Source organism: Ensifer sp. Root127 (assembly GCF_001425225.1).
GTDB lineage: Bacteria > Pseudomonadota > Alphaproteobacteria > Rhizobiales > Rhizobiaceae > Ensifer > Ensifer canadensis.
Genome location: NZ_LMDX01000001.1, coordinates 727465 through 747176, shown reverse-complemented (window position 1 = coordinate 747176; position 19712 = coordinate 727465). Strand labels below are relative to the sequence as shown.

At 60.2% G+C, this 19712-nt stretch carries 18 protein-coding genes and 1 tRNA gene; 15 read left to right on the top strand and 4 right to left on the bottom strand.

All coding sequences use genetic code 11. The features are described 5' to 3' along the window. Positions 1–153: 153 nt before the first annotated feature. The 4 genes from ASD03_RS03545 (at position 154) to ASD03_RS03525 (ending at position 4064) form a co-directional block, all read left to right on the top strand. Positions 154–603, top strand: coding sequence for a phasin (locus tag ASD03_RS03545; protein WP_025425989.1), 450 nt, complete (start codon positions 154–156; stop codon positions 601–603). Between the two features lie 148 nt (positions 604–751). Next, positions 752–828 (top strand) — tRNA-His (locus ASD03_RS03540). Positions 829–1216: 388 nt separating this feature from the next. Continuing rightward, the gene (locus tag ASD03_RS03535; protein WP_025425990.1) at positions 1217–2980 is read left to right on the top strand and encodes an adenylate/guanylate cyclase domain-containing protein; all 1764 of its coding nucleotides are present in this window, start codon (positions 1217–1219) and stop codon (positions 2978–2980) included. Positions 2981–3383: 403 nt separating this feature from the next. Beyond that, entirely contained in the window at positions 3384–4064 is a 681-nt protein-coding gene (locus ASD03_RS03525) for a peroxiredoxin-like family protein (protein ID WP_025425992.1), read from the top strand. A gap of 199 nt (positions 4065–4263) precedes the next feature. Here ASD03_RS03525 and ASD03_RS03520 read toward each other — a convergent pair whose 3' ends face one another. Beyond that, positions 4264–5145: a LysR family transcriptional regulator gene (locus ASD03_RS03520; protein ID WP_025425993.1), complete on the bottom strand. Its 882-nt coding sequence runs from the start codon at positions 5143–5145 to the stop codon at positions 4264–4266. Positions 5146–5261: 116 nt separating this feature from the next. Here ASD03_RS03520 and ASD03_RS03515 point away from each other — a divergent pair, with 116 nt between their 5' ends. The 3 genes from ASD03_RS03515 to ASD03_RS03505 all read left to right on the top strand — a co-directional run bounded on the left by ASD03_RS03515 (position 5262) and on the right by ASD03_RS03505 (position 9264). Continuing rightward, positions 5262–6758 carry a CoA-acylating methylmalonate-semialdehyde dehydrogenase gene (locus tag ASD03_RS03515; RefSeq protein ID WP_025425994.1) on the top strand — a complete coding sequence of 499 codons (1497 nt, stop codon included), beginning with the start codon at positions 5262–5264 and terminating at the stop codon, positions 6756–6758. Positions 6759–7136: 378 nt separating this feature from the next. Beyond that, on the top strand, positions 7137–8219 hold the full coding sequence (locus tag ASD03_RS03510) for a YjgN family protein (RefSeq protein WP_051509196.1): 1083 nt from the start codon (positions 7137–7139) through the stop codon (positions 8217–8219). Further along, the gene (locus ASD03_RS03505; RefSeq protein WP_025425996.1) at positions 8209–9264 is read left to right on the top strand and encodes a M48 family metallopeptidase; all 1056 of its coding nucleotides are present in this window, start codon (positions 8209–8211) and stop codon (positions 9262–9264) included. Before ASD03_RS03510 ends, ASD03_RS03505 begins: the two co-directional genes overlap by 11 nt. A 210-nt stretch (positions 9265–9474) precedes the next feature. Here the strand turns inward: ASD03_RS03505 and ASD03_RS03500 are convergent, their stop codons facing one another. Then, positions 9475–10515, bottom strand: a complete 1041-nt coding sequence (locus ASD03_RS03500; RefSeq protein WP_025425997.1) for a Fe(3+) ABC transporter substrate-binding protein — start codon at positions 10513–10515, stop codon at positions 9475–9477. Between the two features lie 193 nt (positions 10516–10708). Here ASD03_RS03500 and rirA point away from each other — a divergent pair, with 193 nt between their 5' ends. Next, positions 10709–11182, top strand: a complete 474-nt coding sequence (gene rirA / locus ASD03_RS03495) for an iron-responsive transcriptional regulator RirA (protein WP_025425998.1) — start codon at positions 10709–10711, stop codon at positions 11180–11182. Positions 11183–11277: 95 nt separating this feature from the next. Here rirA and ASD03_RS03490 read toward each other — a convergent pair whose 3' ends face one another. Further along, entirely contained in the window at positions 11278–11667 is a 390-nt protein-coding gene (locus tag ASD03_RS03490; RefSeq protein WP_025425999.1) for a response regulator, read from the bottom strand. 158 nt (positions 11668–11825) lie between these two features. Next, complete coding sequence (locus ASD03_RS03485; protein ID WP_144239132.1) at positions 11826–12539, bottom strand: helix-turn-helix transcriptional regulator; 714 nt, start codon at positions 12537–12539, stop codon at positions 11826–11828. A gap of 657 nt (positions 12540–13196) precedes the next feature. Between ASD03_RS03485 and ASD03_RS03480 the strand changes: the two genes are divergently transcribed. From ASD03_RS03480 to ASD03_RS38660, 7 genes are all read left to right on the top strand, one after another. After that, the gene (locus ASD03_RS03480) at positions 13197–14792 is read left to right on the top strand and encodes an ABC transporter substrate-binding protein (protein WP_025426001.1); all 1596 of its coding nucleotides are present in this window, start codon (positions 13197–13199) and stop codon (positions 14790–14792) included. Between the two features lie 214 nt (positions 14793–15006). Continuing rightward, positions 15007–16011, top strand: coding sequence for an ABC transporter permease subunit (locus ASD03_RS03475; RefSeq protein WP_025426002.1), 1005 nt, complete (start codon positions 15007–15009; stop codon positions 16009–16011). Between the two features lie 10 nt (positions 16012–16021). Beyond that, the gene (locus tag ASD03_RS03470) at positions 16022–16930 is read left to right on the top strand and encodes an ABC transporter permease subunit (RefSeq protein WP_025426003.1); all 909 of its coding nucleotides are present in this window, start codon (positions 16022–16024) and stop codon (positions 16928–16930) included. Positions 16931–16932: 2 nt separating this feature from the next. Continuing rightward, complete coding sequence (locus ASD03_RS03465; protein ID WP_025426004.1) at positions 16933–17787, top strand: ABC transporter ATP-binding protein; 855 nt, start codon at positions 16933–16935, stop codon at positions 17785–17787. After that, entirely contained in the window at positions 17784–18611 is an 828-nt protein-coding gene (locus tag ASD03_RS03460; RefSeq protein WP_025426005.1) for a dipeptide ABC transporter ATP-binding protein, read from the top strand. The genes ASD03_RS03465 and ASD03_RS03460 overlap by 4 nt, the downstream gene beginning before the upstream one ends. A 271-nt stretch (positions 18612–18882) precedes the next feature. Then, positions 18883–19230, top strand: a complete 348-nt coding sequence (locus ASD03_RS03455) for a RidA family protein (protein ID WP_025426006.1) — start codon at positions 18883–18885, stop codon at positions 19228–19230. 91 nt (positions 19231–19321) lie between these two features. Further along, positions 19322–19636, top strand: coding sequence for a hypothetical protein (locus ASD03_RS38660; protein WP_144239133.1), 315 nt, complete (start codon positions 19322–19324; stop codon positions 19634–19636). Positions 19637–19712 lie beyond the last annotated feature (76 nt).

Below are 19712 nucleotides of genomic sequence, written 5' to 3'. Positions count from 1 at the left end.
GCGTCTTTCGCTCACCCCTTTCATCGCGAAGGGTTAACGCAGGCGAATTTGTGCACTGCACAATTTTATTGCAATGCACAATAGGATCGGTTATATAGTGTGCATCAATCAACGGCGCCTCAAAAGAGGGCCCTGACACCAAGGAGCGCATTCATGGCTACCAAGAAGATCGACGACGCATTTTCCTTCTCCTCTTTCGACCCGGCAAAGGTTGCCGACAGCTTCCGCGACTTCGCGGAAAAGGGCGCTGCCCAGTCGAAGGACGCTTATTCCAAGATGAAGACCGCTGCCGAGGAAGCAAGCAAGACCGTCGAAGCGACGCTTGAAAGCGCCCAGACCGGTAGCGTTGAACTCGGCCTCAAGGCCATCGACGCCCTGCGCACCAATGCCGAAAACTCGCTTTCGCACATGGAAGCGCTGCTCGGTGTGAAGTCGCTGTCCGAATTCGTCGAGCTGCAGACCTCTTTCTTCCGCAAGCAGGCTGAACTTGCCGTCGAACAGACCAAGTCGATGCAGGAAGCAACCAAGAAGGTTGCTGAGAATGTTACCAAGCCTGGCAAGGAAGCCGCTGAAAAGGCGATGTCTTCTTTCAAGAAGGTCTGATCCGCGCCGGCCCCTGGCCGCGCTTGGCATGAATGGGACCGGGTGGCTTGCCATCCGGTCTTTTTGCAGGATAATCTCAAGTTTAGGCTTGCAAAGCGGCGGAAGTCTCCGTATGTGAGCCGCCAAGCGACTGATGTCGCTCGTTTGTGCGGTTGTAGCTCAGTTGGTTAGAGCGCAGGTTTGTGGCACCTGAGGTCGGAGGTTCGAGACCCCCCAACCGTACCATTCTCTTTATATCTATCTGATATTAAGCGCTTTTCGCGCACCTGCTTCCGTCTCTATCGACGTTCTCCGGATATTTGGACGACAAATGCACCACAATCGACGGTGCGGGTTGGTGTTCCAACGCTTAAATCCGCTTAAGGCAGGAACGGAATTCCAAACGTCGCTGTGTCCATCTCCGCCATCGACCCGAACCGGTCGTTCCTGAGGCCCGGATCGCACCCTGAAGCTGACATTTTTTGGAACCGCCACACAAGTGGAGGTTGGCGCGCCCTGCCACGATGTTGGATATCGACCAATCGGCTTCAAGCCGAATGGACATGGGAGCAAGACGCCAGTAAAATTTCGCCAATGGGCGCCAGGAAGGCGCCCCAGGAAGGCGCCATTGTCCATGGCCAACGAACCCATCACACGGCGGCTCGCTGCCATTTTGGCGGCTGACGTAGTCGGCTACAGCCGGCTCATGGAGCGTGACGAGAAAAGCACCTACACGCAGCTCATGGCGCGATGGAAAGAGGTGTTGGAGCCACTCGTCGCCACACATCAGGGCCGCGTCTTCAAGAGGACCGGCGACGGCGTGCTCGTCGAGTTCTCCAGCGCCGTCAACGCCGTCGAATGCGCCGCGGCACTTCAGCGGGCCATGGCAGCCGCCAACAAGGACGTGCCGGCAGACCTGGCGATCGTGCTTCGCGTCGGCGTCAACCTGGGCGACATCATGGTCGCCGACAGCGATCTCTACGGCGATGGGGTCAATGTGGCGGCGCGTATCGAGGCGCTTGCCAGGCCTGGCAGCGTAGCCATTGCGGATGGTGTTCATGAATATGTGCATGGTCGCATCGACCTCGACTTCGTCGACAGCGGTCATCACGAGGTCAAGAACATCGAACGCCCGGTGCATATCTGGACGTGGTCGCCGGACGACCGCACAAACGATCCCGTCAAGATTGCCACCGAAGCCCCGCCGCAGCTTCCAAAGAAGCCATCGATAGCCGTTCTGCCGTTCGACAACATGTCCGGCGACCCGGAGCAGGGGTATTTCGCCGACGGCATCACCGAGGACATCATCACGGATCTCTCAAAGGTTTCCGGCCTCTTCGTGATCGCCCGCAACTCCTCTTTCGCCTACAAGGGCAAGGCGCCAGATATCCGCAAGGTGAGCCGGGAACTTGGCGTCCGCTATGTCCTGGAAGGCAGCGTACGCCGGGCCGCTGATCGAATCCGCATCAATGCCCAGATGATCGACGGCACGACCGGCGGTCATCTATGGGCCGAGCGCTACGATCGGGGAATTGAAGATATCTTTGCGGTTCAGGACGAAGTGACCCGCACCATCGTCACCGCGCTCAAGGTGAAGCTAACAACCGGCGAGGAAGAGCGACGCGGGAGCCTCGGCAAGGTCGATCCAGAAGCCTATGATCTGCTCGTCCGTTCCCGCCAGGCGATTCTGCAGTTCAACGCCGTATCGTCCGCGGAGGCGCGCAGCATGCTCGAGCGTGCCATCGCCATCGATCCGGGGCTTGCGGCTGCCTACGCTTCTCTCGCGATCATCGCCTTGACCGATTTCATCAATCGGTGGAACGGCGGGACGGCCGACGATCTTGAACGCGCTTTGGAGCTGGCACAAAGGGCCGTCGATATCGACGATAACGAGCCGCATGGCCATCACGCTCTCTCGCTCGCGCACTGTTGGATGCGGCACTTCGACGAAGCGGAGCATGCCGCTCAAAGGGCGATCGAACTCGATCCCAATTCCGCGAGCTGCCATACTGCACTTGGCACGATACGGGATTTCCAAGGTCGGTACGAAGACGCGCTGCCATTCTACACACGGGCCCATCGGCTCGATCCGCAATTCGACCTGTCGCTGCATTTCCTGGGTCGGACGTTGTTGAACCTCGGCCGTTTCGGCGAGGCCGAGATCGCCTTCAAGCGCCGCCTGGCGCTTGCGCCGCGATCGGACATGACGCGCCTTTATCTCGCCTGCCTCTATGGTCGCACCGGGCGCCACGAGGAGGCGCGCCGCTACTGGCGCGAAGTGTTCGAGGTTAACCCGAACTTTTCCATCAACCACCTCAAGCGGGCCTTGCCTTACCGGGATCCCACTGTGCTCGATCGACTGGCGGACGGACTCCGCGAGGCCGGAGTGTCTATCTAACCAGGGAAGGCGCGTGTCAGGAGGTCCATTCGACCTCGCCGCCGTGCCGTCCCGTGGCACGGATGACGATTCGCTGTTTACTGCTTGCTCGTGGGCCAATGTGAGGCCATTCTCAGGTCGATCCTGGCTGTACGCTACTGCATGTTTCCTTAAATCCTATTCGATTTAAGGAAAAAACATGCAGCAATTCAAAGTGCGACAGCGACCTTTGCGCGTCTAATAAGACGCGCGGCGCTGTATGGCGAGAGGTCAGGCCCTGCGGCGCTTGATTTCGACCTCGGCAACATGGCGGAGGCCGAGAGCTCTCTGCGTTGGAGCAGGACGTTTGCGCCCAGTACGGGCTCTTTGAAGTACGTCTTGTGCTGCCTCTTCTTCATTGGTCCTTCGGGCGAGGAGGTTGACCATGTCTGCACATTATCTGGATCATCCGTTACAACCGGGCGACCAGGCTCCGAACTTTGTGCTGGATGCGATCTCACGCGAGGGGAAGATCGCACTTGATGATTTTCGCGGCCGTCGCCCGTTGTTGGTCGGTTTGTTTCGAGGCCTGCTGTGTCCGTTCTGCCGACGCCATGTCGCGGCGATGGCACAGTTCAACACGGCTCTGCGCGAAAAAGGCGTCGAATCTCTGGCGGTGGTCAACACCCCGGTCGAGCGCGCGCGACTCTATTTCCGCTATCATCCGATACCCGGTCTTCTTGCTGCATCGGACCCGGAGCGAGCTTCACACCGCGCCTTCGGCTTACCCCTCCTCGAGTTTACGGAGAATGAGACCGACTGGCCACGCAAGGTTGGAATGGACGTGGTCATGACGATGCGGGTCGATCGGCCGGGTGAATTGCCTGAACCGATGGATCCGGCGACCGCGGGCGACCTTCTCAGCGAGAAGGATGGGTACGAAATCACAGAAGCCGATCAGCAGGTGAGGGTACCCGGCCATATGCAACTCATTGGCCAGTTCCTGCTCGATCGAGAAGGTGTGGTGCGTTGGAGCTTCACGGAAGTTGATGGCCAGGGCCAAAATATGTGCCGGGCGCTGAATCCCGAAGAATTGATGTCGGCAGTTTCACAAGTCGCACATTGACAGCAAAAAACGCGCCAGACCGCCGCGTTGGATTCTGTGGGTAGAGACATTCGCCGGCGCGCAATCGTCCGGGATCGCTCCACTGCATGTTTCCTAAAATCGTTTTCGATGTAAGGATAAAAACATGCAGCCATTCAAAGTGCTACAGCGACCTTTGCGCGTCTAACAAGACGCGCGGCGCTGTAGCTCTGGAGCGCGGTCAGGCAAACATCTGGTGCTCCGCGGTCACCAGCTCCTGCAGGAAGGCCGCCACGGTGCGCACGCGCACCAGGTCGCGGGCGCTTTCGTGGTAGGTGGTCCAGTAGGCACGCCGGATTGTGGTTTCAGGCAGGATGCGCTCGAGTTCCGGCGTGTGCCGGGCGATGTAGTTGTGCAGGATGCCGATGCCGGCGCTGGAGCGCACCGCCTCCGTCTGCCCGGTGGCGCTCGAGATTTCGAAGGCGGCATCCCAGCTGCGCATGATCTCGGCCGAAAAATTCAGCGACGGCGTGAAGATCAGGTCCTCGACATAGCCGATGCGGCGATGGTGCTTGAGGTCGTCGATCGTTTGCGGCGTGCCGTGCTGCGCAAGATAGGTCGAGGAGGCGTAGAGACCGAGCGTGTAGTCGGTAAGCTTCGATGAGACCAGGCGTCCCTGTTCCGGCCTTTCGATGGTGATGGCGATATCGGCTTCACGCTGCGACAGCGAGAAGGAGCGGGGCACCGGCACGAGCTGCAGCTTCAGTTCCGGATAGCGCGCCGTCAGCCGCCCGAGGCGCGGCGCGAGGAAGGAGACACCAAATCCATCCGGCGCGCCGATGCGTACCGTCCCGGCGATCGCCGTGTCGATGCGGCCGATCTGCGACTGTGCTGCCAGCATCTCCGTTTCCATGCGTTCGGCCGCCGCCAGGAAGATCTCGCCTTCGGCCGTCAGTTCGCAGCCGTTCGGCCTGCGCACCAGGAGACGGGTCTTCAGCGTTTCCTCAAGCGAGGTCACCCGCCGGCTGAGCGTGGCATGGTTGAGGCCGAGCCGCTTGGAGGCGGCAAGGATCTGCCCGGTGCGCGCGACCGCCAGAAACATTCTCACGTCGTCCCAATTCATGTTTCTGATCCCTATGGACTTCAATTTGCGCACAACGGTTGCTGAATATCGGAAATTGCTTTGTTCAAATCGTAGTGCGATCATGCCGCCACAATCAAGATCAGGAGGAGACATCCATGTACGAACTCGGTCATTTCATCGATGGCAAGCGCGTCGCCGGCACCAGCGGGCGCACGAGCAACATCTTCAACCCGGCAACGGGCGAAGTGCAGGGCACCGTGGCGCTGGCAAGCGACGCGGAACTCGGCGCTGCCGTCGCCAGCGCCAAGGCCGCGCAGCCGAAGTGGGCAGCCACCAACCCGCAGCGCCGCGCCCGCGTGTTCATGAAGTTCGTCGAACTTCTCAACACCCACATGAACGAGCTGGCCGAGATCCTCTCGCGCGAGCACGGCAAGACGATTGAAGACGCCAAGGGCGATCTCGTGCGCGGCCTGGAAGTCTGCGAATTCGTCATCGGCATTCCGCATCTGCAGAAGAGCGAGTTCACCGAAGGTGCCGGCCCCGGCATCGACATGTACTCGATCCGCCAGGCCGTCGGCATCGGCGCCGGCATCACGCCGTTCAACTTCCCCGCCATGATCCCGATGTGGATGTTCGCCCCGGCGATCGCCTGCGGCAACGCCTTCATCCTGAAGCCGTCCGAGCGTGATCCGTCCGTGCCGGTCCGCCTGGCCGAACTGATGATCGAGGCAGGTCTGCCGGCCGGCATCCTCAACGTCGTCAATGGCGACAAGGGCGCGGTCGACGCGATCCTCACCAACCCCGACATTTCGGCCGTATCCTTCGTCGGCTCGACCCCGATCGCCCGCTACGTCTACGGCACGGCTGCCATGAACGGCAAGCGCGCCCAGTGCTTCGGCGGCGCCAAGAACCACATGATCATCATGCCGGACGCCGATTTGGACCAGGCCGCCAACGCGCTGATGGGCGCCGGCTACGGCTCGGCCGGCGAGCGCTGCATGGCTATCTCGGTTGCCGTTCCCGTTGGCGAGGACACTGCCAACCGCCTGATCGCCAAGCTGACGCCGATGGTCGAAAGCCTGCGCATCGGCCCCTATACCGACGAGAAGGCCGACATGGGCCCGGTTGTCACCAAGGAAGCGGAGAAGCGCATCAGAAGCCTGATCGACAGCGGCCTCGAGCAGGGTGCGAAACTCGTGGTCGACGGCCGCGACTTCAAGCTCCAGGGCTATGAGGACGGCTACTTCGTCGGCGGTTGCCTGTTCGACCACGTCACCCCGGATATGGATATCTACAAGACCGAAATCTTCGGACCGGTCCTTTCGGTTGTTCGCGCCAAGAACTACGAGGAAGCCCTCGACCTGCCGATGAAGCACGAATACGGCAATGGCGTCGCGATCTATACCCGCGATGGCGATGCTGCCCGTGACTTCGCCTCGCGCATCAACATCGGCATGGTCGGCGTCAACGTTCCGATCCCGGTTCCGCTCGCCTACCACTCCTTCGGCGGCTGGAAGTCCTCGTCCTTCGGCGACCTCAACCAGCACGGCACGGACTCGATCAAGTTCTGGACCAAGACCAAGACGATCACTGAGCGTTGGCCGTCAGGCATCAAGGACGGTGCCGAGTTCGTCATGCCGACGATGAAGTAATGACGGGATAAAGATCCTCCCGCCTCCAGGGCCTCCTTCGGGAGGCCCTTTTTTGTTGCGTGCCCGAGGCCTCCTTCGAGAGGCCTTTTTTTGCATGCCGGGGCCCCTTCGAAAGACCCTTTTCTGTTGCATGTCATGTTGCACTGCAACTAATTTGATATGCCCGAGGCGGCGGAAAATTGATTCGCGCCTTGGTCGAATATTGCAGGCATTTCGACCGTTCATTTGCATGGAAGGCTCATCCGGGGGATAGCCACAGTTCGCTGGGTTCACAATTGACGTCAATCTGTCGCAACGCGGCGCCTGTGTGATGGCGGGCTGCCGCAAGCTGATTTCATTGAGAGAGGTTTTATCATGGTCGTGGCCGAAACGGCGTCGATGCAAGGGACGTTGACGCAGAGGGTACCGGACAATTTCCACCGTCTGTCGTTTACCGGTAGCGGAAAAGAGTATTTTGGCATCTGGATCGTCAACGTGCTGCTGACGATCATCACGCTCGGCATCTATTCCGCCTGGGCGAAGGTCCGCCGCAACCGCTATTTCTACGGTAACACGGTGCTTCTCGGGCGCGCCTTCGAATATCACGCAAAGGGTAAGCAGATCCTGATCGGTCGGGTGATCGTTTTCGCTTACCTGATCTTCTACAACGTCATGCTGAACGTCGTGCCGATCGCCGGCATCATTCTTGCCCTGTTGCTGGTGGCCTTCGTGCCATGGCTGGTCGTCAGGGGCCTGCGCTTCAGTGCCCGCGTGACCAGCTATCGCAATGTGCGGTTCGATTTCGTCGGCGGCGTCGGCGGTGCGTTTCTCGCCTTCATCGTCGGTCCGGTTATTTCGGTCCTCACACTTGGCATCCTGGTGCCGCTCGCCAGCCGCTGGTCCTATCGCTACATCGGCAGCAACCTGCGTTATGGGCAACGGGCATTCGCGACCGATCCTTCCGTCGGTGCGATCTACAAGTCGTGGTTCCTGTCGGCGGCCATCATCGTCGCTGGCCTGCTGATCATTGCCTTTATTGGTTTCCTCAATCTGGCCGTGATCATGTCGTTGTTCGACGGCTCCATTGAGGCAACGCTGGGAATGCACGTTTCGATGATTGCCTTGTTCGTCATCGCCTACATTGCATTCCTCTCGATCTTCGGGGTCGCGGCGCTGTTCTACCGTGCCGGCGTGCGCAACGTCGCCTGGTCGGCAACGACCTTCGACGGCAAGCATCAGTTGACGAGCGACCTGTCGCGGGGCCGTTACGCCTGGATCGCGATTACCAACATGATCGTCACCATCTTCACGCTGGGCCTTATGCGTCCCTGGGCAGCCGTGCGCATGGCGCGTTATGTCAATGAACACACGGGCGTCCATTTCGAAGGCAATGTCGGCGAGATGTTCGACCGGATCGCCCAGGAAGGTTCGGCCGTCGGTTCGGAGTTCATGGACTTCGAAGGGTTCGACTTTGGCTTCTAACGGCACGGAGATTGCTGTTGGCGAGTGGCATCCGGCCGGTTCCAGCCGGTCGGTGCCCTCGCGGCTGATCGAAGATGGCGGTGGCCTCAAGGCTTTGGATGAGGCCGGCGCCGAACTTGCAGGTGGAGCACTTGCTGCCGTCGATATTTCTGCGCGCGTCGGCGCCATTCCGCGTCGCATCGAGTTTCCCGATGGTTCTCTGTTCGAGACGACCGACAACGACGCCGTCGATCGTTTCCTGAAACGCAAGGGAAAAACCAATCTCGTCCACGAATGGGAGCGTTTTCACCCGCGCCTGATCGCGGTCGTCCTGGCGACCGTGCTCAGCGGCGTGGCCATCTATCGTTATGCCGTACCGGCGCTGGTCGAAATCGCCGTGCTGGTGACGCCGCCGATCGTGCCGAAGATCATGTCGGCAAGCACCATGGAGACGATGGATCGCACGCTGCTCGACACGTCGGCGCTTGCAATTGAGCGCCAGGACAAGATCCGTGAGGGGTTCAACGCGATCGCACGGCTGTCCGATCGCGGCGAGGGTGGCTACACCCTCAACTTCCGCATGGGCGGGACCATCGGCCCGAATGCTTTCGCGCTGCCCGACGGCACGCTGATCGTTACCGATGAGCTGATCGAGCTTGCCGGCGACGATACCGAAATGATCGTCGGCGTGCTGGCGCACGAGATCGGTCATGTCGAACTCGAGCATAGCCTGCGCCAGATCTACCGCGCCGCGGGCGTCGCTGGGCTGGTCATGATGATCGGTGGCGACATCGGCTCCGGTGCTGAGGACATTCTGGTGCAGGGTGCCGGTCTCCTTACGCTCTCCTTTTCGCGTAGCGCGGAAGCGGCAGCAGATCGGCATTCGGTGGAACTGATGCTGAAAGCCAGGCGGGATCCGACGGCAATCGCACGGTTCTTCGACCTGCTCGAAAAGGAGCTTGGCGACAGTTCCGACACCAGCATCCTTGCGACCCATCCCGGCACACCGGAACGGCGCAAGGCGATCCTCGATTATGCCGGCGAACTGAGGGCGCAGGCTCAGTAGCCCTCTGGTCCGTCGAGCGGCTTCCCCACACAAGGCGCGACGCTGTCATCAAAACGAAAACAGCGGGCACACGGCCCGCTGTTTCCAATTCACGCGATGGCTACAGCGCCGCGCGTCTTAATTTGACGCGCAAAGGTCGCTGTAGCACTTTGAATTGCTGCATGTTTTGATCCTTAAATCGAATGGGATTTAAGGAAACATGCAGTAGGATCAGTCCTGCGGGCCGTCGTTGTAGCCGACCTTGTCGACCAGTTCCGATGCCTTCTTGCGGTTGGCTGCAATGTCGGCCAACGGCAGTTCGTCGGGCTTGATCGTGCCGAACGACTTGACCACGTCGGAGGGCTCGGCACCCGGCAGCACCGGATATTCGTATACCTGCTCGGCGTAGATCTTCTGCGCTTCGCCTTCCGACAGGAATTCCATCAGCTTCAACGCATTGTCCTTGTTCGGGGCGTTCTTGGCGAGTGCCATGCCCGAAATGTTCACATGCGTGCCGCGGTCCTTGGCGTTCGGGAAGAGCACCTTGATAGCCGCCGCCCATTCCTTCTGTTCCGGCTCCTTCTCGTTGGTCAGCATCAGACCGACATAGTAGGTGTTGCCAAGCGCCAGATCGCATTCGCCGGCAAGGATCGCCTTTGCCTGGTCGCGGTCGCCGCCATCGGGCTTCTTCGCCAGATTGTTCTTCAGGCCAGTCAGCCACTTCTCGGTCTCGGCTTCGCCGTTGTGGGCGATCATCGAGGCGAACAGGCCGATATTGTAGGAGTGCTGGCCATCACGGGTGCAGATCTTGCCCTTCCACTTGGGATCGGCGAGTTCCTCATAGGTGATGTCGTTTTCGGCGACGCGGTCCTTGGAGGCGTAGACAACGCGTCCGCGGGTCGTCAGGCCGAACCAGTTGCCATCGGGGTCGCGGAAGTGCGCCGGGATGTCCTTGTTGATCGTCTCGTTGGCGACCGGCTGCGTCACGCCCGCATCCTTGGCTTCAGTGAGGCGGCTGATGTCGACGGTGAGGATCACGTCCGCAGGCGAGTTGGCGCCTTCGGCCTGGATGCGCTCGACGAGGCCCTTGTCGAGGAAGAGCACGTTCGTCGTGATGCCGGTTTCCTTGGTAAAGGCATCAAGCAATGGCTTGATCAGATCGGGCTGACGATAGGAATAGATGTTGACCTCGCCATCGGCCCAGGCAGCAGTGGACGCGAACAGGCTGGCGGTGAGGGACAATACGCCCATTGCAGCTCTTGAAACGGACATGGTTTCCTCCATTTTTTTGGTTTGAGCTAAGTTAACAAAATCGCTCATCTTTTTGATCGGCAGCCACCAAACAGTCAACTGGGAAACCGTTAACGATCAAGCAGATGTGACTTTTTTGGTATTTTGGAATTGTTCCAAACTACGATCCGTCCTATATGAAGGTTTGATAAACCTCTCGATTTCGGAGTGAATGATGCGACTGACGAAACAAACGAACTACGCGGTTCGCATGTTGATGTACTGCGCTGCAAACGGCGAGAAGCTCAGCCGCATTCCTGAAATCGCCAGGGCCTATGGCGTCTCAGAGCTGTTTCTGTTCAAGATTCTCCAGCCGCTGACCCGCGCTGGCCTGGTCGAGACTGTTCGTGGCCGCAACGGCGGCGTACGGCTGCCGAGGCCCGCTTCCGCAATCACCCTGTTCGACGTGGTCAAGGTCACGGAAGACAGCTTCGCGATGGCCGAGTGCTTCGAAGCCGGTGAAATCGATTGCCCGCTGGTTGACAGCTGCGGCCTCAATACCGCTCTGCGCAAGGCTTTGAACGCTTTCTTCGAGGTGCTTCAGGGCTACACCATCGACGATCTGGTCAAGGCGCGTCCCCAGATCAACTTCCTGCTCGGCCTGGAAGAGACCAAGCGTCCGCAGGCCCCGCAGACGACTGCGGCCTGATCCGACGTTTGCGGCGCCGCGTATCAGTCATGACCTCGGCGCCGTAGCTCTACCGCTCATGATTTAGCCGCTCAAAGCGGCCGCCGGCCGCCCCTTCAGTTCGGTGCCAGATATTCCCTCAGGATGAACTCTATTGCCGTCGGATCGATCTCGGACTTGTCGATCCGGAAATCCGCGCCGTACTCTTCCAGACTCTGGAAATAGGGCTCGACGAGCGACCCCGAGATCACGCCGATCGGGCCGATGAAGCCCTGGTACCGGAGTGCCGGCACGGTTTCGCGAAAGTCGCGCTGCGGCTGAAGGCGATTGTCCATCAACACCATCGACACCGGTTTGCCCGAACGAAGGAATTCGAGGGCGCTTTCGATCGTCTGGCAATAATGCAGTTCGATCTCGATGGTGCTGACCTTCTTGATCAGCCCGCGCAGAATGAGGTTCTCCGCAGGGTCGTCGTCAACGAGCAGGATATGGGCTTTTTGTGTCATGATCGTCCAAGTACCTGAGTGACCGGGAGCCATTCTGCTGCGCGCGCCTGTCATCGGCAAGCGGGTGGGGTGGCGAGTTTGCATCGTTTCTGCGGCGCCTGCTGTCAGCGGGGCCGCCTTGCGACGCCGCCAGGTTCAGATCGCCCCGTCGATCGGCTTCACTGAATGATCTGTTCGCGTATCGCCTTCGCCACCATTTGGGTCCGATTGACGACATCCAGCTTCTTCAGGATTGTCGCCGTATGCGAATTCACGGTGTGTTCGGACACCGATACGATCAGCGCGATCTCGCTTGCCGTCTTGCCATGGGAGATCCACTTGAGGATCTCCGTCTCGCGCGGCGTCAGGCCCATGCCGGCCTTGTTGGAAAGCGCGATGCGATAGAAATAGTCGAAGGCGCAGACGGCGTCATAGGTCAGCTCGAAATGCTCGGAGCGGCCGATGTCGTTGCCGTCGCCCAGAAACAGGACGGCGTATCGCGCGCCGGTCGCTGCCGCGTGCACCGGCACGCTCAAGAGCAGCTCGAAGCCGAGCTGGACCAGCAGGTTCTGGCCATTGGCGCAGCCGGGATCGCCTGACCTCCAGACGGAGGAAATGATCGATGTGTGCAGGGTTTTGTAGAAAAGCGAATCGCCGAAGCGGTGGCGCTTGTCGTATTCTTCCGCGAGGCCCGACGGAAGATCGTGCAGGACGAGCCGGGTGGACAACATGCAGGCGTCGTTCTCGTTGCCGAGCTGCAGAATGCCGAAATGGTTGAAGCCGAACCGCAATGCCATCGTGTGAAAGATGCGGAAGAAGTCGACGCGGTTGAGCGCTTTCTCCAGATCGTCGCGGAGATCGTAACGCCTGTGATTTTCCAGCAAACGTGCCACGCGTGCGCTACCCTTTTGTCGCGAGGCGGCAGTCTACTCGCAAGGCCGGCTCAATCAACGGCATGAAGCCGGTGACGAAATTGCGGATCGGCATCATCATGGTCGTCTCGCGGTCGCGTCGCCGCGATGTTGAAAGCGCCGAGTGGCGGATGCCGCCCCCTCCCAAGGACGTTTTGGCACGTCGATTGTCTCCCCCGAGATTTTGTCCAGGTTCTATTGCACGATCGCATAGGGGATTTCTACCCAACTATCTTGGGATTGACCGTTTCTTGCGATTTTCGTCGAATCGCCGATCGCCCGGCCGGAGCGACACACGCAAGGCGGGTGCACGATGGATGCGGTCGGCACATGTGACCTGCTCCACACTCCCGCCTGTCACCGTCGCACTTCGGTCACGCCGTCACCGATAAGCCGGATCGGGATGTTGCACGCCGGCCGAGCAGCGGCCGAAAAAGCCCCTGGAAATGTCAGGGTATTCTAAAACAGTGGACAGATTTCCGGCTCCGCCATAGGAGGAATTTTTCGCATAGACAAATTTGTTTGGCGACTTATTGCAATGCGACGCCAAATGTCGTTCCATCCGGCCTTGACCGGGGGCAAACGTCATTCCGCGTCAGGAAAATACGAGAACAAGAACAAATCTGGGAAGCAAAGCTCATGAAAAAGCTCACTACACTCTTCGCAGCGACGGCGCTTGCCACGCTGATGGCCGGCTCCGCCTGGTCGAAAACGTTCGTTTACTGCTCGGAAGGTTCGCCTGAGGGTTTTGATCCGGGCCTCTACACCGCCGGCACGACGTTCGACGCAGCGGCGCACACGGTCTACAACCGCCTGCTCGAGTTCAAGAAGGGCACGACCGAAACCGAGCCGGGCCTCGCTGAGAGCTGGACCATTTCCGATGACGGCCTTGAATACACGTTCAAGCTGCGTCCGGGCGTGAAGTTCCAGACGACGGAGTTCTTCACTCCCACTCGCGAGCTGAACGCCGACGACGTCGTGTTCTCGTATGAGCGCCAGCTCAAGGCCGACAATCCCTGGAACAAATACGTGACCGGCGCTTCGTGGGAATACGCAGCCGGCATGGGCTTCCCGGAAGTCATCAAGTCGGTCGAGAAGGTCGATGACCTGACGGTCAAGTTCACCCTGACGCGCAAGGAAGCACCGTTCCTCGCCAACATCGCCATGCCGTTCGCTTCGATCCTGTCGAAGGAATATGCCGACAAGCTGCAGGCCGAAGGCAAGATGAACCAGATGAACCAGATGCCGCTCGGCACCGGTCCGTTCGCGTTCGTCGCCTACCAGCAGGATGCCGTCATCCGCTACAAGGCAAACCCCGACTACTGGGGTGGCAAGCAGAAGATCGACGACCTCGTCTTCGCGATCACCACCGACGCTTCGGTTCGCTTCCAGAAGCTGCAGGCCGGCGAATGCCACCTGATGCCGTACCCGAACTCGGCCGACGTACAGGCCATGAAGGCCGATCCGAACCTGAAGGTCATGGAACAGGCCGGTCTGAACGTTGCTTACCTCGCCTACAACACGACGCAGGCTCCGTTCGACAAGCCGGAAGTCCGCAAGGCGCTGAACAAGGCGATCAACAAGCAGGCGATCGTCGATGCCGTATTCCAGGGCGCTGCCCAGCCGGCAACGAACCCGATCCCGCCGACGATGTGGTCGTACAACGACACGCTCCAGGACGACACCTACGATCTCGACGCAGCCAAGAAGATGCTCGAAGACGCAGGCGTCAAGGATCTGTCGATGAAGCTGTGGGCGATGCCGGTTTCGCGCCCGTACATGCTCAACGCCCGCCGCGCTGCCGAATTGATGCAGGCTGACTTCGCCAAGATCGGTGTCAAGGTCGAGATCGTGTCCTACGAATGGGCCGAATACCTCGACAAGTCGAAGGCAAAGGACCGTGACGGTGCCGTCATCCTCGGCTGGACCGGCGACAACGGCGACCCGGACAACTTCCTCGACACCCTTCTCGGCTGCAACGCTGTCGGCGGCAACAACCGCGCTCAGTGGTGCAACCAGGAATTCGACACCCTGGTCAAGAAGGCCAAGGAAACGTCCGACCTGGCAGAGCGCACCAAGCTCTACGAAGAGGCGCAGGTCGTCTTCAAGCGCGAAGCGCCCTGGGCAACGCTCGACCACTCGCTGTCGGTCGTTCCGATGCGCAAGAATGTCGAAGGTTTCGTCCAGAGCCCACTCGGCGATTTTGCCTTCGACGGCGTGGATATTGTCGAGTAAGCTAATGAACTGATCCGAAAGGGGGCGTTTGCCACGGGCAAACGCCCCTCTTTGCATCTACTACAGTGGCGCGCGTCCTGTCAGACGCGCAAAGGTCGCTGTAGCAATTTGAGTTGCTGCATGTTTTTGCCCTCGAATCCGAAGGGTTCAAGGAAACATGCAGTGGTGCCAGCGCCGGGAGACAACGGCGCGGCAACGTGGCGCGGGGTAAAACATGTTTCGATTTCTCTTGGGGCGTTTGGCGGTCCTGATCCCGACTTTCATCGGGGTCTCCATCATTGCCTTCTCCTTCATTCGCATGCTTCCGGGCGATCCTGTCGCCCTGCTTTCGGGCGAGCGTGTCATGTCGCCGGAGCGGCATGCGGAAATTTCACACGCGCTCGGTTTCGACCGGCCGATCGTGATCCAATACTTCGATTATCTCTTGGGCGTCGTCCAGGGCGACTTCGGCACGTCGATCGTGACGAAGAAGCCGGTGATCGACCAGTTCTTCGAACTGTTCCCGGCGACGCTGGAGCTTTCGCTCTGCGCGATCATCTTCGCGATCGTGCTCGGCATTCCCGCCGGCGTCATCGCGGCGATCAAGCGCGGCTCCTTCGTCGACCAGACGATCATGGGCACCGCACTCGTCGGTTTCTCCATGCCGATCTTCTGGTGGGGCCTGCTGTTGATCATGCTGGTCTCCGGCATCCTGCAGTGGACGCCGGTTTCGGGCCGCATCTCGCTGATGTACTTCTTCCCGCCGGTTACAGGCTTCATGCTGATCGACTCGTTGTTGTCGGGGCAGGCGGGTGCGTTCAAGTCTGCGGTGAGCCATCTCATCCTGCCGACGATCGTGCTTGGCACCATCCCGCTGGCGGTGATTGCGCGCCAGACCCGATCGGCGATGCTTGAAGTGCTTTCGGAAGACTATGTGCGCACGGCGCGCGCCAAGGGCCTCTCGACCTTCCGTGTCGTCGGTGTCCACGCGCTTCGAAACGCGATGATCCCGGTCATCACGACGATCGGCCTGCAGGTGGGCGTCATGCTCGCCGGCGCGATCCTGACCGAGACGATCTTCTCCTGGCCGGGCATCGGCAAGTGGATGGTCGATTCCGTCTTCCGGCGCGACTACGCCGTCATTCAGGGTGGCCTCTTGGTCATTGCTGGCATCATCATGCTGGTGAACCTTGCCGTCGACCTGCTCTACGGTCTCATCAACCCCCGCATCCGGCACTAAGGAGGGCGATATGTCTCAAGCTGCTGCAACGAGCGCCGTTTCGACAGATCCGTCCCGCCGGGCGCGACTGGCCGAATTCTGGTACTATTTCTCCGAGAACCGCGGTGCCGTCATCGGCCTTGTGTTCTTCCTGTTCCTCGTCCTGCTCGCGATCTTCGCGCCGATCATCGCGCCGCATGACCCGACCGCCCAGTACCGCGATGCGGTGCTGATCCCGCCAGTGTGGCAGGAAGGCGGCCGTGCCGAATTCCTGCTCGGGACCGACGCCGTTGGTCGCGACATGCTCTCGCGCCTGATCTACGGCACCCAGTTCTCGCTGTTCGTCGGCGTCATCGTCACCACGCTCTCGCTGGTCGGCGGTATTTTCGTCGGCGTGATCGCGGGTTACTTCCGTGGATGGGTCGATACCGTCATCATGCGTGTGATGGACATCATCCTGGCCTTCCCGTCGCTGCTGCTGGCCCTCGTGCTGGTCGCCGTTCTCGGACCGGGCCTGACCAATGCGATGATCGCCATCGCACTGGTCTTCCAGCCGCACTTCGTGCGCCTGACGCGTGCTGCCGTCATGAGCGAGAAGAGCCGTGACTACGTCATTGCCGCGAAGGTGGCGGGTGCCGGCCACGGCCGCCTGATGTTCAAGACGATCCTGCCGAACTGCATGGCGCCGCTGATCGTCCAGGCGACGCTGTCGTTCTCGAGCGCGATCCTCGACGCCGCCGCTCTCGGCTTCCTCGGTATGGGTGCACAGCCTCCGACACCGGAGTGGGGCACGATGCTCGCCGAAGCGCGTGAGTTCATCCAGAGCAAGTGGTGGGTAGTGACGCTTCCGGGCGTTGCAATTTTGGTCACGGTGCTGGCGATCAACCTGATGGGTGACGGCCTGCGCGATGCTCTCGATCCCAAGCTGAAGAGGTCCTGATCATGGCGCTTCTCGAAATTGAAAACCTGGTCGTCGAATTCCAGACGGCCACCGGTCCCTTCCGCGCCGTCGACGGCGTGTCGATGAAGGTTCATGAAAAGGAAGTGCTGGCGATCGTCGGCGAGTCCGGCTCGGGCAAATCCGTGTCTATGTTGGCGGCCATGGGTCTCCTGCCCTGGACGGCCAACGTTACGGCCGACAAGCTGACGTTCAACGGACGCGACCTGCTCGGCATGTCGTCGTCCGAGCGCAAGAAGATCATCGGCAAGGATATCTCGATGATCTTCCAGGAGCCGGTCGCAAGCCTCAATCCGTGCTTCACGGTCGGCTTCCAGATCGAGGAAGTGCTGCGCATTCACCTCGGTCTCGACAAGGCTCAGCGGCGCAAGCGCGCCATCGAACTGTTCGAGGCGGTCGGCATTCCCGATCCGGCCGAACGGCTTGGGCACTATCCTCACCAGATGTCGGGCGGTCAGTGCCAGCGCGTGATGATCGCGATTGCCATTGCCTGCAACCCGAAGCTCTTGATCGCCGACGAGCCGACGACCGCGCTCGACGTGACGATCCAGAAGCAGATCCTCGACCTCCTGATGCGGCTTCAGGCCGAGCATGGCATGGGCCTGATCATGATCACGCACAATATGGGCGTGGTCGCCGAGACGGCCGACCGCGTCGTCGTGCAGTACAAGGGTCGCAAGATGGAAGAAGCCGACGTCCTGTCGCTGTTCGAATCGCCGAAGAGTAACTACACGCGCGCGCTTCTGGCAGCCCTGCCGGACAATGCGACCGGTGACCGGCTGCCGACCATCTCCGAACTTTTCGTCGATGAGCCGAGCCTTCAAGGAGCCGCCCGATGACCGTCGTTCTCGAAGCGCGCAATCTGGTGCGCGACTACCATATCCCCGGCGGCCTGATAAAAAAGGCCAAGACCGTGCATGCGCTCAAGGGCGTGAGCTTCTCGGTCGAACAGGGCAAGACGCTGGCGATCGTCGGCGAAAGCGGCTGCGGCAAGTCAACGCTTGGCCGCATCCTGACGCTGATCGATCCGGCGACATCAGGCGACCTGCTGATCGATGGCAACAAGATCGACATCACCAAGGGTGACCTGACGCCGGAGATGCGCCGCAAGGTGCAGATCGTCTTCCAGAACCCCTATGGCTCGCTCAACCCGCGCCAGAAGATCGGCGACATCCTCACCGAACCGCTGATCATCAACACCAAGACGCCCGCCGACGAACGTCGCGAGCGAGCGATGGCGATGCTGAAGAAGGTCGGTCTCGACGAGCGGCACTACAATCGTTACCCGCACATGTTCTCCGGCGGCCAGCGCCAGCGTATCGCCATTGCGCGCGCGCTGATGCTCAACCCGAAGCTTCTGGTGCTGGACGAGCCGGTCTCGGCGCTCGACCTGTCGGTTCAGGCGCAAGTGCTGAACCTGCTCGCGGACCTGCAGGACGAGTTCCAACTGACCTACGTCTTCATCAGCCACGACCTCTCGGTGGTGCGCTATATCGCCGACGACGTGATGGTGATGTATTTCGGTGAGGCCGTCGAATACGGCAGCCGCGACGAAGTCTTCGCTGATCCCAAGCACAGCTACACCAAGACGCTGTTTGCCGCGACGCCGCGCGCCGACGTTGCCAGCATCAAGGCACGGCTCGCCAAGAAACAGGCGGCCTGAGCCTTTCGGCGCCGTGTAACAAGAGCATTTCCAGGAAAAGTGCGGAGCGGTTTTCCGTCCGGAAGTGCGTAGGAGATGGAGCGTTTCCATGACTCTATCTAAAGTGGAAGCGCTCTAATAGGAGGCCGGGGAAAGAACGCCCCGGCTTCTTGGCCTTGCCGGGCCGATGGTGTAGAGCTTTCGCGCCGCCATTCACTTCTCGCCTTCCGGCGGCGGGCAGCCGCTTTTCGGTCGAACCATCAGCGTTCGACCCAACTTCAGGAACACGATCATGGAAATCAAGCGTTTCGAAACCGGCCCCCGGATGAGCCAGGCCGTGGTTTACAACAACACCGTCTACCTCGCCGGCCAGGTCGGCAATGCCGGTGACGATGTCGTGACCCAGACGAAGCAGGCGCTTGCCGAAGTCGACCGTCTTCTGGCGCTCGCCGGCACCGACAAGACCCGCATTCTCTCGGCCACCATCTGGCTCGCGGACATGGCCGACTTCCCGAAGATGAACTCGGTCTGGGACGCCTGGGCACCGCAGGGCAACACCCCGGCACGCGCCACCGGCGAAGCCAAGCTTGCAACGCCGGAATACCTCGTCGAAGTAATCGTCGTCGCGGCCGCTGCCTAAAGCATCTCTCGCAAAAATTGCGCGGCGCTGTTACGGTTCCGTCTAAACCGGAAACGCTTTAAGGCGCTTGGCGAAGCCGAGAAGGCTTTGCGTGATGTTATCTTTCCGCCGCCGTGCCCAACGCACGGCGGCGTTTTCTTTTGTCGCGACCGCCCCACCTGCGGCTCCCAGGCAGGAACCATTCGCCAGTCCGCACGTTTACCTGTGGTTCCATAAAAAAACGGGAGGGCTGTCGATGCTCTACTGGCTACCGCGGGTCTGCGTGGTTGCTTTTGCAGGTCTGTTGATCGGTTTTGGGTTCATCCCGCATACAGCCGTCGGCGTGGCGCACACATTGCTCATCATCGTCCTCGGCCTGGGGCTTCTGTCGCTGACCCTACATGTGTTTCCGCCTGAACGGCACTGAGTGATCCGGTCCGCAATTCAAAGTGCTACAGCGACCTTTGCGCGTCTAATAAGACGCGCGGCGCTGTAGAGCGTTT